This window comes from Rhizobium sp. CG5 (assembly GCF_023701945.1).
Lineage (GTDB): Bacteria > Pseudomonadota > Alphaproteobacteria > Rhizobiales > Rhizobiaceae > Allorhizobium.
The window spans coordinates 21,338-37,184 of sequence record NZ_JABAEF010000018.1; the positions used below are offsets into that span (position 1 = coordinate 21,338).

18 protein-coding genes and 1 pseudogene are annotated in these 15,847 nt (G+C 63.3%); 6 read left to right on the forward strand and 13 right to left on the reverse strand.

Annotation, left to right across the window (positions count from 1 at the left end; all coding sequences use genetic code 11):
- The first annotated feature begins 34 nt into the window (after positions 1–34).
- The 4 genes and pseudogenes from HGO38_RS23955 to HGO38_RS23970 all read left to right on the forward strand — a co-directional run bounded on the left by HGO38_RS23955 (position 35) and on the right by HGO38_RS23970 (position 2,829).
- Entirely contained in the window at positions 35–1,138 is a 1,104-nt protein-coding gene (locus tag HGO38_RS23955; RefSeq protein ID WP_250958336.1) for a DUF2336 domain-containing protein, read from the forward strand.
- 233 nt (positions 1,139–1,371) lie between these two features.
- On the forward strand, positions 1,372–1,989 hold the full coding sequence (locus tag HGO38_RS23960; protein WP_250958337.1) for a hypothetical protein: 618 nt from the start codon (positions 1,372–1,374) through the stop codon (positions 1,987–1,989).
- A gap of 119 nt (positions 1,990–2,108) precedes the next feature.
- Positions 2,109–2,364, forward strand: a pseudogene (locus tag HGO38_RS23965) (DUF2336 domain-containing protein); the annotation flags it as partial.
- Between the two features lie 120 nt (positions 2,365–2,484).
- The gene (locus tag HGO38_RS23970) at positions 2,485–2,829 is read left to right on the forward strand and encodes a DUF1491 family protein (protein WP_250958338.1); all 345 of its coding nucleotides are present in this window, start codon (positions 2,485–2,487) and stop codon (positions 2,827–2,829) included.
- Positions 2,830–3,182: 353 nt separating this feature from the next.
- On the opposite strand, the gene HGO38_RS23975 is transcribed toward HGO38_RS23970, so the two are convergent.
- From HGO38_RS23975 to HGO38_RS23985, 3 genes are all read right to left on the reverse strand, one after another.
- Positions 3,183–4,595: a methyl-accepting chemotaxis protein gene (locus HGO38_RS23975; protein WP_250958449.1), complete on the reverse strand. Its 1,413-nt coding sequence runs from the start codon at positions 4,593–4,595 to the stop codon at positions 3,183–3,185.
- Between the two features lie 135 nt (positions 4,596–4,730).
- Entirely contained in the window at positions 4,731–5,738 is a 1,008-nt protein-coding gene (locus HGO38_RS23980) for a peptidoglycan-binding domain-containing protein (protein WP_250958339.1), read from the reverse strand.
- The gene (locus tag HGO38_RS23985; protein ID WP_250958340.1) at positions 5,710–7,260 is read right to left on the reverse strand and encodes a sensor histidine kinase; all 1,551 of its coding nucleotides are present in this window, start codon (positions 7,258–7,260) and stop codon (positions 5,710–5,712) included. The genes HGO38_RS23980 and HGO38_RS23985 overlap by 29 nt, the downstream gene beginning before the upstream one ends.
- A 457-nt stretch (positions 7,261–7,717) precedes the next feature.
- Between HGO38_RS23985 and HGO38_RS23990 the strand changes: the two genes are divergently transcribed.
- Entirely contained in the window at positions 7,718–8,122 is a 405-nt protein-coding gene (locus HGO38_RS23990) for a DUF5330 domain-containing protein (RefSeq protein ID WP_250958341.1), read from the forward strand.
- A gap of 468 nt (positions 8,123–8,590) precedes the next feature.
- Here the strand turns inward: HGO38_RS23990 and HGO38_RS23995 are convergent, their stop codons facing one another.
- Positions 8,591–8,929 (reverse strand): YnfA family protein, encoded by a 339-nt coding sequence (locus HGO38_RS23995; RefSeq protein ID WP_250958342.1) that lies wholly within the window; start codon positions 8,927–8,929, stop codon positions 8,591–8,593.
- A gap of 195 nt (positions 8,930–9,124) precedes the next feature.
- Here HGO38_RS23995 and HGO38_RS24000 point away from each other — a divergent pair, with 195 nt between their 5' ends.
- The gene (locus HGO38_RS24000) at positions 9,125–9,541 is read left to right on the forward strand and encodes a SufE family protein (protein WP_250958343.1); all 417 of its coding nucleotides are present in this window, start codon (positions 9,125–9,127) and stop codon (positions 9,539–9,541) included.
- A 65-nt stretch (positions 9,542–9,606) separates the two neighbouring features.
- Here the strand turns inward: HGO38_RS24000 and HGO38_RS24005 are convergent, their stop codons facing one another.
- From HGO38_RS24005 to HGO38_RS24045, 9 genes are all read right to left on the reverse strand, one after another.
- On the reverse strand, positions 9,607–10,494 hold the full coding sequence (locus tag HGO38_RS24005) for a DUF6456 domain-containing protein (protein ID WP_250958344.1): 888 nt from the start codon (positions 10,492–10,494) through the stop codon (positions 9,607–9,609).
- Positions 10,491–10,895, reverse strand: coding sequence for a helix-turn-helix domain-containing protein (locus HGO38_RS24010; RefSeq protein ID WP_502941629.1), 405 nt, complete (start codon positions 10,893–10,895; stop codon positions 10,491–10,493). The genes HGO38_RS24005 and HGO38_RS24010 overlap by 4 nt, the downstream gene beginning before the upstream one ends.
- A 204-nt stretch (positions 10,896–11,099) precedes the next feature.
- A complete protein-coding gene (locus HGO38_RS24015) occupies positions 11,100–11,528 on the reverse strand; it encodes a Ros/MucR family transcriptional regulator (RefSeq protein ID WP_250958345.1) in 429 nt (142 codons plus the stop codon).
- Between the two features lie 436 nt (positions 11,529–11,964).
- On the reverse strand, positions 11,965–12,321 hold the full coding sequence (gene mnhG / locus HGO38_RS24020) for a monovalent cation/H(+) antiporter subunit G (protein ID WP_250958346.1): 357 nt from the start codon (positions 12,319–12,321) through the stop codon (positions 11,965–11,967).
- Positions 12,321–12,737, reverse strand: a complete 417-nt coding sequence (locus HGO38_RS24025) for a cation:proton antiporter (protein WP_250958347.1) — start codon at positions 12,735–12,737, stop codon at positions 12,321–12,323. The genes mnhG and HGO38_RS24025 overlap by 1 nt, the downstream gene beginning before the upstream one ends.
- Positions 12,734–13,207: a Na+/H+ antiporter subunit E gene (locus tag HGO38_RS24030; protein WP_250958348.1), complete on the reverse strand. Its 474-nt coding sequence runs from the start codon at positions 13,205–13,207 to the stop codon at positions 12,734–12,736. Before HGO38_RS24030 ends, HGO38_RS24025 begins: the two co-directional genes overlap by 4 nt.
- Positions 13,204–14,799: a Na+/H+ antiporter subunit D gene (locus HGO38_RS24035; RefSeq protein ID WP_502941630.1), complete on the reverse strand. Its 1,596-nt coding sequence runs from the start codon at positions 14,797–14,799 to the stop codon at positions 13,204–13,206. Before HGO38_RS24035 ends, HGO38_RS24030 begins: the two co-directional genes overlap by 4 nt.
- Positions 14,800–14,821: 22 nt before the next feature.
- The gene (locus tag HGO38_RS24040) at positions 14,822–15,199 is read right to left on the reverse strand and encodes a Na+/H+ antiporter subunit C (RefSeq protein ID WP_250958349.1); all 378 of its coding nucleotides are present in this window, start codon (positions 15,197–15,199) and stop codon (positions 14,822–14,824) included.
- A complete protein-coding gene (locus HGO38_RS24045; protein ID WP_250958350.1) occupies positions 15,199–15,618 on the reverse strand; it encodes a Na+/H+ antiporter subunit B in 420 nt (139 codons plus the stop codon). Before HGO38_RS24045 ends, HGO38_RS24040 begins: the two co-directional genes overlap by 1 nt.
- Positions 15,619–15,847: the final 229 nt, after the last annotated feature.

Genomic DNA, 15,847 nt, shown 5'->3' on the forward strand with positions numbered 1-15,847 from the left:
CAAGTCTGTATAGCGTCATGTTGGGTAAAGCGTCGTGAACGATCAGTTTCGGGAACTCGAGAAGCCATTGGCCAGCCGGAAGCGGGATGTGGTGCTGATGGCAACCGTGACCAGTTTTGAAAGCCTGCGGCATCCGATGAAGTCCGAACTGCGGCAATTTGCCGAACTGTTTACACCGCTGTTCCAGGCCTCCAGCGAGGAGGCGCGCCGCCAGGCGGTGTCGGCCCTGTCGCAATGCGAATATGTGCCGCCGGCCGTGGCGCTGTTCGTCGCCAGCCAACCGATTTCGATTGCCGCGCCCTTCCTCGCCTCGTCCCCTTGTCTGACCGACGACCTCCTGATCATGATCGCCCGCAGCCAGGGCGAGGCCCATGCGCGCGCCATCGTGCGGCGCGAGGCGCTGTCGCCTGGGGTGATCGATGCACTGGTCGGGCTTCGCCATGTCAAGCAGCGGCCCGACGCCACCACCCGGCCTGCCGACCGCCCCAAGGCGCAATCCGCCAACCTGTCGTCGGCTGCAGCGGCCCAGGTCCAGGCCCCAGCACCGGCGCCGCGGCCGGATGTGGCCGCCCCCAGCCTGTCGGAGCGCGAAGAGCTGCTGCGCCAGCAGATCAAGCAGCTGTCCGGCCATCTCAACCGTCCCAGCCACGACCGCCTCGGCCTGCGCAGCCTGACGGCGATGCAGGAAGCGCTGCTGGTGCGCTTTGCCCGCACCCGCGAATCCAGCCATTTCGCCTCGACGCTCAGCGACGTTTTGACCTCGAGCCGCTGGCTTGCCGAGCGCATCATGCTCGACATATCGGGCCGGCAGCTCGGCGCGACGCTGACCGGGCTTGGCATGAACGGCCTGGATGCCGCCTATGTGCTGACCCGTCTCTATCCCCATCTGGCGAAGAGCGAGAGCGGCACCGAGGCCGGTACCCTTTCCCGCGCCGACATGCTGCTGGCCTCGCTCGACCCGGTCGAATGCGAAGACCGCATCGAGGCCTGGCTTCGGGCCGACAGCTATACCTACGGTCACGGCGAAGAGAGCCAGGCGGGCCACCGTCCGGCCGCCGCCAATGCCAGCCCGGCCACGACATCGGCCGGCCGGCCCCGTCCGCGCGAGCGCGCCGGCCTTCGGGCACGCGGACGGTAAGGCCGGATTTTCGTGCCACGGCGGGCTTCTGGACAGAAATAGACCACCTTCCGGACAGAGAAATTTCTGACTTATCAGAAAGCTATGCGACGGCCCCTAGTTCTGCGGTTCCTCCTCCTACGCATCGATCCTACCTCATTGGACGACAGGCAGGCCCGTAAAAAAGCGAACTTGATTATCTTGCAACAACATCACATCAATATCCGCTAGCAGAAACGCTGGAGCGCAGAAACTTGATCAAGCCGTTTGAGATAGTCGTGTCATTGGTCGCCACTGTCTTTCTATTTGGCAGTATCGATCGCGAGACGTTCGCCAAAAATTTCAGCAGCTATGTGCCCGGTTTCGCTATACGGCATCCGCTTTTAGTCGGATGCGTAATTTTTCTTTTTGTCGCGGTCTATGCGTTTTTCACCATTAGGTGGAAACGAGTGGAAATCTCACAGAGGATGCCAACATCGATGACTAAAAATGAAAACACACCCGCTGGAAGCAGAAACATTACGACTATCAATCAGAGCGGAGGAGTTAATCACACAGGCGATATCCACGTTTACGCCGAGGATAAGTCACTTAAACAACGGGTCAGAAGCCTCTTTGACTCCGTGGATGATCGGATCAACTACCTTATCGATACCGGGCACACTACCATTCGCACTCGAATGGCAGATCGGCATTTCAATAAGCTTGAAACGCTGCTCAACGAGAGCGGCGCTAGTGATCTTTTTGTAAGCGTTGATCGTGGGGGCTCTATATACCATTCGTTAATCAATAATGGCAGCCTGGGACCGACTGGAGCGGAAGAGCATCAGATCGACGTGTCGATGGTTACCACCAGCGCCTTGAAAAAGTAGGCGCTTCGGCGGCCAACGTTTGAAGGATGGGGCCGGCCTCTTGGATATTCCTACATTATGGGCAGACGGGTACGCCTCAAGTTAGGGTCAACCGAGTCCCGACGAGTATTACAGGCTGATTGGGAGGGCTCTTAGTCGATGCGGAGGAGTTGGAATTCGCCGAATTGTTTACACCGCTCTTCCAGAGCCTCCAGCGACGAGGCGCGCCGCCAGGCGGTGTCGGCCCTGTAGCAATGGGATTACGTGCCGCCGGCCGTCGCCCTGTTCGTCGCAAGCCAGCCGATCTCGATCGCCGCGCCGTTCCTGGCCTTGTCTCCCTGCCTGACCGACGACCTGCTGATCATGGTCGCCCGTAGCCATGGCGAGGCCCCGGCCTTCGGGCACGGGGTCGATAGGCCCGGATCGTCGTTTCGCCGCTCCGGCGGGATCGTCTGCCCGGCATGGCGCCTTGCCGATCGATTTGCGCAATCACGCCGGCTGCGCTAAAGCCATGCCATGCGCCTTCGCTCCGACATCGTCATCTCTGCCCTGATCCGCCGGGTTTTCAGCCAGGGCGGCTTTGCCGCGGTGGCCCGCAAAGGCTCGGATGCCGCCGGCGCGATCTTCGTGCGGCAGCGCTTTCGCGACGGGCTGGAAACCCTCTACGGCCCGGCGCCGCAGAGTTTTGTCACGGACGACGACAGCGACGGCGACCGGATCTTCGAAATCCGCCTGGCCCGCACTGAGCCGGAAGCGCTCGACGCGCTGATCGAGCGGGAGGCCCGCTTCGATGCGGATCTCTGGGTGGTGGAGATCGAAACGGACGAGATCGGCTCGCTGGTAACGGTGGCCGGCGGGTAGGGTTTTGTCTCCGCCAGTGTTACGAGTATTACCTTGACATGCCGCTACCCCCTCTGCCCTGCCGGGCATCTCCCGTATGGGCAAGGACTTACATATCAAAAAAATTCCCTCTCTGGCCTGCCGGCCATCTCCCCCACAAGGGGGGAGAAGACTCGTGGACACCGCTCGGCTCCAACCGCCGGGAGTGCGACTGGGTTAAGCCCTCCCCTTGTGGGGAGGGTTTGGGAGGGGACTTTTTTCATAGGGGATAACCCTTCCGTATCAGGGGAGATCGCAGGCAAGCCAGAGGGGGTATCACGGCGCACACCGCCTAACCCTCGTCCATGCCTACCCAGAAGACTTATCTGATATCCTCAAACCCGCACCGCTAACCGCAGTCCGCCCCAGTGGCGGCCGTGGACGGTGATGGGGGCGGAGATGTCCTTCATCACGACATGCACGCCGCCGCCCATGTCGCGGCGATAGGTCTGGACCAGGAAGGGGGCCGTGCTGCGGCCGGCGGCCAGGCCGACGCGATCGTTGAAGATGCGGCGGTTGCGGCAGTTGGCGGTGTTCCACACGGTATCGCCCGGACGCTGCGGGGCGGCGAATTTCCTGTTGTGGGTCGGCAGATAGCCATTGGTGTCGATGGCCGCGCAAAAGCCGATACGGTCGCTCAGAGCCAGAACCGGTTCCTGGATGGGCGGCAGCAGGCGGTCGGTCAGCTCGGTGAATTTTGCCATGACCTGCAGCGGGTCGGTGCCGGGGATCGGCCGGTAGCTGCGATCGAACAGATCCTGCAGACTGATGCGCCCGCCGTCGACGGCCTGCTCGAAGGATTCCGAAATGCGGGCGGCGACCTGTTGGGCATGATCGATCCATTCGCTGTCGGCGGTCTCGATGCCGGCGCTGGCGGTCAGCTGGATCAGGGTTTCCGACAGGTTGACCACCCGCTCGACACGGACTGCGGCCTGCTGCAAAGCGGTATCGGATTTCAGCACATCGGCCGACATTTCGCCCAGCGTGGTGACGAAGGTGGCGCATTGCCGGTCGACCGTCTCGGTGGTCTCGGCCATCACCGAGGAACCGTCGAGAATGCGGGTGATGACGCCTTCCATGGTGCCGAACGAGCGGTTCATGGCCTGCGAGGTCTGCTTGACGTCTTCGGCGCTGCTGCTGGCGCCGCGGCCGGCTTCCGACAGGCGACCGATCTTGCCGCGGATCTCGTTGAGGATCGCCTGGATGGAGCCGGTTGCCTGCGTGGTCTGCAGGGCCAGGGCGCGGATTTCGGCGGCGACCACGGCAAAGCCCTTGCCGGTCTCGCCGGCCCGTGCCGCCTCGATGGCGGCATTCAGCGCCAGAAGATTGGTCTGCCGAGCGATCATGCCGATCTCCTCGGCCACCTTGTCGACATCGGTCAGGGAATTGGAGAAGCTGCCGATCTCGGTGGTGATTTCCTGCGATGCGCTGACCATCAGCTCGATCTTGCCGACCGCGCCCGACAGCCTTGTCGCCGAATCGCTCAGCATCTGCCGGGCCTGGCCGGCGGTCTCGTCGGTCTCGCGCAGCGCCTGCGCCACGCGGTTGTTGGTTTCGGCAATGGCCAGCGCCGTGCGGGTGACATTGTCAAACGTGCCGGCATGGCGCTTCGACATGGCGGCCATGTCCTGGATGGCGCCGGCAATGTCGACCAGGTCGATGCCGAGCGTCGAGGCCTCCTGGGCCATCCTGCCGATGATCTGGCGTAGCGCTCCCGCGTCGGCGGATTGTCCACCGTCTTGCGTCATGTCCTCGGCCTGCGCCAGCCTGCTATGCGTGTTCATCCCGCCGCCCTCCATCGGAAGGCGAGTATGGCGCGTCATGGTTAAAAAAGGACGAATTGCCGTCTTGCACTAAAGTACAAGTCTTGCACGCAAGGCGCCTCAGAGTGCGCCGATCGACTTCAGCTTCTTCAGCACGGCCTCGTTCGGCTGGCCGGTTTCCGGCAGGCGGTAATGGCGCTCGAAATGGCGGATCGCGGCGCGGGTCTGGTCGCCGGCGACGCCGTCGACGGTGATATCGGCATAGGCGATATTGCTGAGGCCGCGCTGGATTTCCATGATCAGGCCGGCGGCCTCGGCGCCATTGATGGTCTGGCCGGGTTTTGCCGAGGCGAGTTCTGCCGGCGGAGCGGGCTGCGGCGTGGTGCGCGCGGCCGGAGCCTTGGCCGTGGGCGCCGTGACGATGGTCTTCTCGGCATTGCGGATGGCGGCGGCCACCGGGTCGATGGCGGCTTTTTCCGAGGCGAGATCGACGGGGCGCTCGCGCGGCACGGCCGCCGTGGCGCCGCGGTCGATCGACAGGGCGGCCAGCAGCTCGGCGCTCGGCTCGCCGCTCACCGGCATGTCGATAGAGGCCTGGAAGGCGGAAATGGCGGCCGCCGTCTTCGGTCCCCGGCGACCGTCGACCGGGCCGTCATAGAGCTTGCGATTGGCCAGTTCCTGCTGGACCTGCTGGATCAGCACCGCCGGGTCAGCCTGCGGCGCGGCGGCAGTGGCCGGCATGGGCGCTGCCGGTGTCACCGGGGCCTGGGCCGGGGCCTGGGCGGCGGGTGCGGTCTCGGCCGGAGCGTCGGGATCGGCCCGTTCGATCTTGAAGGTCGTGACATCGGCCGGGTCGGGATCGGCCGAGGCGCGCCGGACACCGGCCATGGCGTTGAGGTCGCTGGAATCACGGGTGCGCAGAAACGGTGACGGGTGGCCGCCGGGCTGGTACCACAGCGCATTGGCGGCGATGAAGCCGAAGACCACGACGAAGCTCACAGCGCCGCCGACAAAGGTCGGATGGCGCCGGATCAGCCGACCGACTGCGGCGGCGCCGACAAAAAAGACGCCCGGCTCTGGGCGAGCCGGCTTCTTCTTCTCAGGCGATTTTCGCTTTCGCGTCGTCATACAGTCTTTCCTCTTGCGGCCTTTCGGCCCGGTCGACGGTCGCCTTCAACCGTGGCGGAAATTCGATCATGTTGCCATCCTCGGTGCCATTGTCGCGGCCCGCCCCCGAACCATCGGCCGGCACCGTGACGCTGACGACGGTGCCCTCGCCGACCCGGCTGGTCATGGTCAGCCGTCCGCCATGCAGGGCGACCAGGCCCTTGACCAGCGACAGGCCGAGGCCGGAGCCCTCGTAGCAGCGGTTATAGTCATTTTGAATCTGCACGAAAGGCTGGCCGAGCAATTTGATCTTGTCGGGGGCGATGCCGATGCCGGTATCGCTGATCGACAGTTTCAGGTCGCCGCCCTCGATCACCGCATCGACGGTGACGGCGCCGCCGGGTTCGGTGAACTTGATGGCATTGCCGACCAGGTTGATGAGGATCTGGCGCAGCGCGCGCTGGTCAGCGGTCACCTCGCCGAGGTCGCGGCCAAGCCGGCTGGTCAGCGTCAGGCCCTTTTCGCGGGCCTGCAGGCCGAGCATGCTTTCGCACTCGTTGATCGCTTCGGCGACCGGGAAGGGTTCCAGCATCAGTTCGTAGCGGCCGGCCTCGATCTTGCTCATGTCGAGCATGGCATTGACCACAGACAGCAGATGGCCGCCCGACTGGCGGATCAGATGGACATATTCGCGCTGGCGGTCATTTTCCAGCCGGCCGAAATATTCGCCGACCAGGATATCGGAAAAGCCGAGGATGGCATTGAGCGGCGTGCGCATTTCATGGCTGACGGCGGCGAGGAACCGCGACTTGGCATCATTGGCCTGATCGACTTCGCCGGCCATGCGGGCCAGTTCGGCGCGGGCGGCAACATCCGCGGTGATATCGCGCATCACGCCGACGACGCCGGCAAACTGTCCGCGCCCATCGCGGCGGGCCGACAGATCGATGCGCACATTCATGAAACGGCCGGCATCGCTGCCGCTGACAGGACGGCCAAGACGAAGCTCGACCATGGCCGCATCGTCGCCCTGGCGCAGCCGGTCGAAGGCGCTCACAAAGGCTATGCGGTCGGTGACATGCACCTGCTCGGCAAAGGCGCGCTCCAGGGGCTCGCGCAGATAGGGGATATAATGAGCCGCGTCGCGGCCGCCGGCCGATTGCAGGGTGGCGTTCTGATCGAGCAACAGCACGAGGCCGGGGCAGGCCTCCAGCGGCAGGCCGGGGCCGGAAAGGTCGGTCATATCGCTGACGCCGTCCGGGCTGCGCAGCCGCAGGACGGCGAGCGCCGACACGGCCGAAATCAGCAGCACGGCGACGACCACCGAGACGCCGAGCGGCAAGGCGACAGCCGGGCTCAGAATCATCGAGAGCGCCAGGGGGGCTGCAATAAGCGGGGCCAGGAAGGCCAGAAACAGGCTGCGCAGGATGGCGATCTCCGCCGTGCGGGCCACCGGCGTATCGCCCATGCGCACCAGGCAGCCATGGGCTGCACGGTCCACGACAGCGAAGGCTCGATCAGCGATTTTACTCAATACCTGCACGCCAAAATTCCGCAGAGCGGTCCCTTTTCAGGCCCGAACCATAGGCCTTGCGGGTTTAAGGAAACGATAAAAGCAAGGGCTCGAAACCCGCTCAAAAGCCGCGGAATGCCCATTATGGGACAAATGGCCAAGGCTTTCGGTTTCGTGGTTAACAGCCCGTAAGCGTTGGATTTATCTTCTGTTTTCTTCCCGTGTTAAGACCTGTGGCAGGGGGTGGCCGCGAAAGCCTGTGGAACATCGGAGGGCTGCCGCAATTATGCTTAACGCCGGTCGTTACAATTTGAGACAAACACGGTTCAAATGCCGAAAACCGGCATTTGAGATAAAATCGACGAAAAGCCGAACGAGTTTTGAAAAGCGATCTTTGCGACCCGTCGCTAGGGTCGCCTTCCAAGAGCCGGAGACAATACCGGCGCGACACGGATCTTGCTGTCGCAACAGGAAACAGGTGACGACAATGTGGTTTCTGATCAAGGGAACGTTCTGGTTTTCGATGGTTCTGGTGGCGCTGTCCTATTTCAACGGCCAGCAGCCCGGCGAAGAGGCAAAAGGTCCGCAGCTCGAGATCGGCTCGGCGATTGCGGCGGCCACCGGCGCCTATGATTATGTCAGCGGGTTGTGCATGGAGAAGCCCGATGTCTGCGTGAAGGGCATCGAGACCTTCAATGCGCTGGGGCTCCGGGCCCGTGAAGGCGCCTTCGTCGCCTATCAGATGCTCGGCGAGCACTTTGCCGATGCGCCGGGCGAGAACCAGGCCGTGGCTGCGTCCGACACCAGCCGCCCGGAGGCCTCCTCCGACGTGATCGTCACCGGCACCGTCATGCCGACCATACCAACCCCGCGGCCGAAACCCGCAATCTGATACCCGTTTCCTTAGCCATTCTTTTTCCGGGCAAGATCGCTTGCCCGCTCCACCCCTTGCAGCGGCCCCTCCCCGTTTTGTTTCACGGAGAGCCTGATCCGCTGCCTGTCGTGCCTGTCCTAACTGTCGCCTCCAGCGTTTTGCTGGTACCGCGGGGTGTGAAAACACCTCGCGGTTTTTTCTTGTCTGGCTATCGGCGATTCGGTGTGTCGATGCCGGCCTCTGCGCGTGGAGTTACCCCCCTCTGTCCTGCCGGACATCTCCCCCTCAAGGGGGGAGATCGGCAGAGTGGCCGCCCTCTCGATCTCAAATCGGACAACGCCGGGGTCAAGAAGACAAGGGCTCAGAAGGGGCAAGGCGTGTCCTCAATCCGATCTCCCCCCTTGAGGGGGAGATGCCCGGCAGGGCAGAGGGGGGTAAACGGCAGACTGAGACGCGTCATGAACGGGAGCCAGGCACCCCGCCCCCTCACGCCGCCCGCGGTGCAAACAGGATGACCAGCGCGCCAGCCAGCGCCAGCGCCGAACCGGACAGGTCCCAGCGGTCGGGCGGGTGGCCTTCGATCGCCCAGAGCCAGACCAGCGAGGCGGTGATGTAGAGGCCGCCGTAAGCGGCATAGGCGCGGCCGGCCAGGTCGCTTGGCGCCAGCGTCAACAGCAGGGCAAACAGCAGCAGCGAGACGCTGCCGGGCAGCAGCCAGAGGGCGGATTTCGACAGGCGCAGCCAGGCCCAGAAGGCAAAGCAGCCGGCAATCTCGCAAAATGCGGCGGCGGCGAAGATCAGCAGCGTGGAAAACGTGGTCGGCATGGTCTATCCCTGAAGGTGCACTGCAAAGACCGATTGTTTCCATAGCGCGGCGCCGATGGCCAGACGTGATCTGATCTGCGATGGCCGGAGGTTGGCTGCGACCACCAGTCCATCTTTTTGCACCGCATTGCGGTTCTCATCCCGCAAGAGTTAGTTTAGAAGCATTCCAGAGATTTTCAGCGAGCCCGAGCCATCATGACAGCGATCCAGCAGATCATCGACGATTTTGCCTATCTCGACGATTGGGAGGACCGCATGCGCTTTGTCATCGAGCTGGGCAAGGCGCTGTCGGATCTGCCCGAGGCCGACAAGACGGCCGACAACAAGGTGCAGGGCTGCGCCAGCCAGGTCTGGCTGGCAACGACGGCCGGCGACGGCGCCGATCCTCAAATGACCTATCACGGCGATAGCGACGCCTTCATCGTCCGCGGACTGGTGGCCATCGTGCTGTCGGCCTATTCGGGCAAGAAGGCCTCGGAGGTGGTGACCTTCGATGCGCTCGACCTGTTCAAACAGTTGCGCCTTCTCGAACATCTCTCCGCCCAGCGCGCCAACGGCTTGCGCTCGATGATCCAGCGCATTCGGGAAGAGGCGGCGCGACGGCTGGTGTGACTGGACCATCCTGTGGCCCTGCCCCTCACCCTAGCCCTCTCCCCGCCAAGCGGGGAGAGGGAACATTAAAGCAACGGCCGATAATCCTCGGCGCCCCAGTGGTGCGGTTTGCCATGCCGGTGGACCGGCGGCGGGGCGTAGTGGCGGGCGAGTGCCATAAGCGCGGTGCGCAGCATCAGCTTGGCGGAGCGGGCCGGCCATTGGCGTTCGCGCTCGACGGTTTCCAGCCCTTTTTGAAAACAGCAGATGTCGAGCGCCACGCCGGAGAGATCGGGTCCGAGCGCCCTGAGGGCCGCCGTCACCCGGTCGCGGGCGGCCATTGCGCTGTCGGCGAGATCCGCCTGGCCGCCGCGCTGGCCGCGGGCTTTCTGCGACAGGCGCGGTTCCCAGCAGGCGGTGATGCGCGGCTGCAGGCCGCCGCGGTGAAAATCGGCGGCCAGCCGCTCGCCGGCCTCCATCGCCTCGGCTGGAAAGTAAGACCCGCCGGATTTTTCGCGCAGGCGGGCCAGCATGCCAAGCGGCGATTCGTCGAGATTGCGGCGCACGGCGAGGCGCTCGCCCTGATCCAGCAACATATCAGCGACCGTCATGCGGTGCTGCTCCTGGAAACTTTCGTCGCCGGGCGCGGCCAGCGCCCGCCGCAGATAGGCCAGAGCCTCCTCGCCCGCCACGACTCGGTCGCCCGTTTGGCGCAGCAGGCCTGATCTCAGCGCCAAGTGCAGCACGCGGGTTGCCAAGCGGTGCGGCGGATCGTCTTCTGCGATGCGCAGATCGACCTGCGCGCCGTCGGCCTCGTCGACCAGCAGGGGTTTGCGGGCCAGCCGCAGCAGGCGGAGCAGCGCCTTGCGATCGGCGGGCGCCAGCGCGCCCGGCGACGGTTTCGACTTGGCCGATCCGGATTCGGCCGGCGGGGCCACAACCGGTGCTGGCGCCAACGGGGACCGCTTTGTCATGCCGCCTCCCCCGCCCTGGCCTTCAGGAAGGCGACGGTCACCCGTTCGAGTGCCGACAGCAGTTCGTCCATGGCGGGATTGTCGCGGCGGTCCTCGACCACGGCGCAGGCATGGCCGACCGTACTGCGGTCGCGGCCAAAGGCCAGGCCAATCTCGCTCAGCGACAGCTGCAGCACGACATGGCAGAGATACATGGCGATCTGGCGGACATGGCAGGCGGTGCGGCGGCGATCGCGGCGCACCAGCACCCGGTCGCTGATCAGCCCCAGCATGTCGTCGGTCAATTGCTGCACGGCCAGGCACAAGGCCCGTGCCTCAGGCGAAAGGACCGCGGTCATGACCGGGGCCGGGAGGGGTGCGCCCATTGGCGCGGCGTGAAATTCCGATGGTTCGAAAGACATATGACAACTCCCTATTATAGGATTTTATTCATACACCTTCGCAAGGCAGCGAGGAAGAACACATCATAAACATTCGGAACCACCCTTGTTTATATTGCGTTATTCGCCATCACGATGCCGATTTCTGGGATTATTTTCCTCGTTTACGACACAGAAAAGCCGGGTCCAGGACCCGGCCATTCCTCTGTAGACCGACGATCGCGCTTACTTGGTGCGCTTGCGACGCTGGCCGAGGCCCATTTCCTTGGCCAGGCGCGAACGCGCTTCGGCATAGGCGGGGGCGACCATCGGGTAATCGGCGGTCAGTTCCCACTTGTCCCGGTATTCTTCGGGGGACAGGGTATGATGGGTCATCAGATGCCGCTTCAGCGACTTGAAGGATCCGCCGCATTCCAGGCAGATGATCTGATCGCCCTGCACGGACTTGCGCACGGCCACGGCAGGTTTCTGCTTTTCGACCACGGACACAACGGGTACCGGCGACGATGTGTTGCTCAGCGCCGAATGGACGTCTGAAATCAGATGGGCAATTTCGCCAACCGGGACGACGTGATTGCTGACATAGGCCGCAACGATATCCGCCGTCAGTTCGACGAGCAAATCATGCTCCACGCCATAAGCTGCTTCACTCATTTTATTCTCCTGTTCAATTCTGCCTGCCGGTGCAACCGCAACCATATTGCGAATTGCACCTGTCAATTCAAAGGTCGGCCTTTGCCGCCTCACGTATCGCCCCGTTTTACTCGACAAGAGACCTACCCCTAGATCTCCAGCGATTCATGTCAAGTTACGCCCTGATGGTGCTCAGGTATCCTAGTTTTCCGGTATGTTACAGTTCTCTTGCAAAGATGGAACTCCGACCTCTACAACAATTCGTCTAGAAAATCGGCAACTACAGCTTGAAAATGCGGAACGTTCGGTCATAACGCGTTAAAATCGATAACAGTATTTCAAAAAAAGTCCAGTTGCTGGCCTCCCAAATTTTTGCGTATTAGATGCTGTAATTAAACTGGGGACAGAATTTCCGCCGCACTCCGGAAACTAAGCTTCGAAAGAGGTTAAGGTTTCATTAACCACGAGCGCGCGGCGGTTTGCCCTGGCGATTTTTCATCTCGTCGCGCACCGACGATGCATCCAGGGGATAACCGACCTGATGGGCGGCCTTGGCCAGCAGATGGGCCGAGACGGGCGCCGTCAGGATGACGAAGAAGAAGCCGACCAAGGCCCTAACCAGCGTCGCCATATCGCCGGCATGCACCCCAACGGCCAAAAGCAGCAGGCCGGAGCCGACGGTGCCGGCCTTGGAGGCGGCATGCATGCGGGTATAGAGATCCGGCAGGCGATTGATGCCAATGGAGGCAACAAGGGCGAAGAAGGCGCCGCCCAGAATCAGCAGACCGGTCAAAAGAGCGAAAGCCAAAGCCATTATTTTGCTCCTTTGCGGGACGGTGTTGATGCCGGCCGTTTCGACTTGGCACGGGATTTACTCGTGGACTTGCCCTTGCCGGCCGGTTTTGCACTTGCAGCCGGTGTCGAGTTATCCACAGCTTGCTTCTCGCCGACCACGCCGCGCGCCAGAATGAAGCGGGCAAAGGCAACGGTTGCCAGGAAGCCGACCAGGCAGAGCGAGATGGCAATGTCGATATAGAGCGTGTAGCCGGTCTTGATGGCCATCACCGCGATGAAGCCGATGGCAATGCCGACCAGCATGTCGAGCGCCAGGACGCGATCGGGCAAGGTCGGGCCGCGCACGACGCGGAACACGGTCAGGAAGAAGGAGATGCCGAGCACGACCAGGGCGATATTGCAGGCGAGCGAAATGATGGCTTGCGGCTCGATCATTCAAAAGTCTCCCGGATCTTGCGCTCGAAACCATCGGCGATATCGCGTCTTGCGCCATCCGGATCGGCACAGTCGAGCGCATGGACGAACAGCGTCTTGCCATCCTCGGAGACGTCGACCGACAGGGTGCCGGGTGTCAGCGTGATGAGATTGGCGAGAAGCGTGATCTCGAAGTCGCGCGTCACCGTCAGCGGAAAGGCGAAGATGCCGGGCTTCAGGTCCATCTTCGGCGACAGGACCATGACCGTCACCTTCCAGGCCGATTTGGCAAGCTCGATGAAGAACATCCCCAGCAGCGACAGGAAGCGCAGCGAGCGGGTGATGTAGCCGACACCGTTGACCTGCTCGCGGATCAGCCCGAGGATCAGCGCCGACAGGCAGAAGCCGAAGATCAGGTTGTGCAGGGAGGCGCTGCCGGTGATGGCGGCCCAGATCATCGCCATGAGCAGATTGACGGCATAGAGGATCATAGCGCGCCTCCTGTCGGAAAGACGGATCGCAGGTAGGCGCGCGGATCGGCAAGGCTTGCCGCCGCCCCTTGGGTCAGTTGCATAAGCTGTTCGGGAAAGAGCCCGAACCAGACCACCAGCACCGTCAGCATCAGGATCGGCAGGCCGGATGTCCAGCCGATGGCAAAGCTCGCATCGTCGGTTTCTGCCGCGGCATCCGGGCCTTCAGCCGTGGCGGGACCCAGTGCCGGGCGCCAATAGGCGAGCAGAAACAGCCGGCCGAAGGCGATGGTGGTGACGAAGCCGGAGATCAGGATCGACGCCGTCAGCCACCAGGCGCCGATATCGAGCGAGGCCTTGACCAGCATGGCTTTCGGCCAGAAGCCGGAGAACGGCGGCAGGCCGCTGCCGGCAAAAAACAGCGCCAGCGACAGATAGGCAAAGGCCGGCGCCCGGCGATAGAGCCCGGCCAGGCCGTGCAGGTCGAAGGTGCCGCCGAGCCGGGCCGCCACTCCGGCCACCAGATAAAGCGCCATCATCAGCACGATCGAGTGCACGGCGTAAAAGATCGTCGCACTGACGCCGGCCTGCGCGCCGATCGACACGCCGGCCAGCATGTAGCCGATGCCGGAGACGACGATGAAGCCCAAGAACCGCCGGAGATCGCTCTGGGCCAGCGCCCCCAGTGCCCCGAGGATCATGGTGGCGGCAGCCGCAATGGCGATCACCAGGCTCAGCGCCTCGCGCTCGACCGGAAATAGCATGATCATGGTGCGCAGCAGCGCATAGATGCCGACCTTGGTCAAAAGCCCGGCAAACAGCGCCGAGACCACGACGCGCGGCGTGTGATAGGAGGCCGGCAGCCAGAAATTGACCGGGAAGGCCGCCGCCTTCATGCCGAAGGCGAGCGTGAACAGGGCGGCGATCGTCACCAGCGGCGCCGTTTCGCGCAAGCCGTCGGCATTTTCGGCGATATCGGCCATGTTGAGCGTGCCGAACACCGCATAGATATAGCCGACCGTGATCAGGAACAGGGTGGTGGCGATCAGGTTGAGCACGGCATACTTCAGCGCGCCGTCGATCTGCTGGCGCTCGGAGCCTAAGATCAGCAGGCCGAAGGAAGAGATCAGCAGCACTTCGAACCAGACATAGAGGTTGAAGATATCGCCGGTCAGAAACGCGCCGGAGACGCCGGCCATCAGCACCAGCAGCAAGGGATAGAAGCCATAGCGCCGGCCGCTGTCGCTGATATCGGACAGCGCATAGATGCCGCCGGCCAAGGCGACGATGGCGGCGGTCAGCGCCAAAAGCGCCCCGGTCAGGTCGACGGTGAAGGCGATGCCGAAGGGCGGCAGCCAGCGGCCCATCATGAAGGTGATCGGCCCTTGCGCCGCGACATGGGCGAGCAGCAGCGCATCGATCAGCACCAGGGCGACGAGGGCCGGCACGGCAATCATCCCATGCAGCCTGATATTATGGCGGATCATCATCAGCACGGCACCGACAGTCAGGCAGAGGGCGACGGGCGCGATGGTCAGCCATTGCTCGAAGCGGGCCGGCTCCATGACCAGGGCGACCGTGAGGTCGGCGATGTTCGTTTGCGTTGCAGCCATGACTTATTCCGGTATCCCCATGTCAGTAGCCCAGCGGCGGAAGTGGCTGGTCTTCAGGCTCGGCCAGGCGCATTTCGTCGGTGTCGTCGGTCTTCAGCTCCTGATAGGCGCGATAGGACAGCACCAGCAGGAAGGCGAAGAAGGAGAAGGAAATGACGATGGCAGTCAGGATCAGCGCCTGCGGCAGCGGATTGGCAGCCTCCGGCCCGAGCACATCGCGGCCGGCGCCGATGATCGGCGGCACTTCGCGGGTCAGCCGGCCCGAGGTGAACAGCAGCAGGTTGACCGCATTGCCGAGAATGGCGATGCCGAGCAGCACCCGCACGATATGGCGCGACAGCATGAGATAGATCGCCGCGGCGAAGAAGATGCCGACCAGACCGGCAAACAGGGCTTCCATCAGTCGTGATCCCTTTCTTCCAGTGCCAGCGCAATGGAGGTGATGGCGCCGACCACGACGAGATAGACGCCGACATCGAAGGACATCACGGTGGCGAGCGGCACCTCGACCCCGAAGAGTTCAGGATAGACCCAGAGGCCGGTCATGAAGGGCACGCCGAACAGGGCCGAGAGCAGGCCCGAGAGGCAGGCCATCAGCAGGCCGGCGCCGGCAATCGACAGGGGATGGACGACGATGGCGCGGCGCACGGCCTGCACGCCGTAAGCGATGCCGTAGATCGCCAGCGCCGAAGCGGCAATCAGCCCGCCGATAAACCCGCCGCCCGGCTCGTTATGGCCGCGCAGCAGCACGAAGACCGAAAACAGCACCATCAGGGCCGTCAGATAGGGCGCGACGGTGCGGAAGATCAGGGTGTTCATGGGCGGTCTCCCTGGGGCGATGGCAGGTCGAAAATCCGGACTGACCATGGCAGCGGGCGGAGTACCCCCCTCTGGCCTGCCGGCCATCTCCCCCTCAAGGGGGGAGATCGGTTTGCGGACACGGTCTGCCTCGAATCTAGCCCTGAACCATTTCGCATCGTCAGATCCTGAATGCCGAGGTCCTTCAGGTCAGCGAATGACGTGGGGGCATCGCCGCGAGTCGATCTCC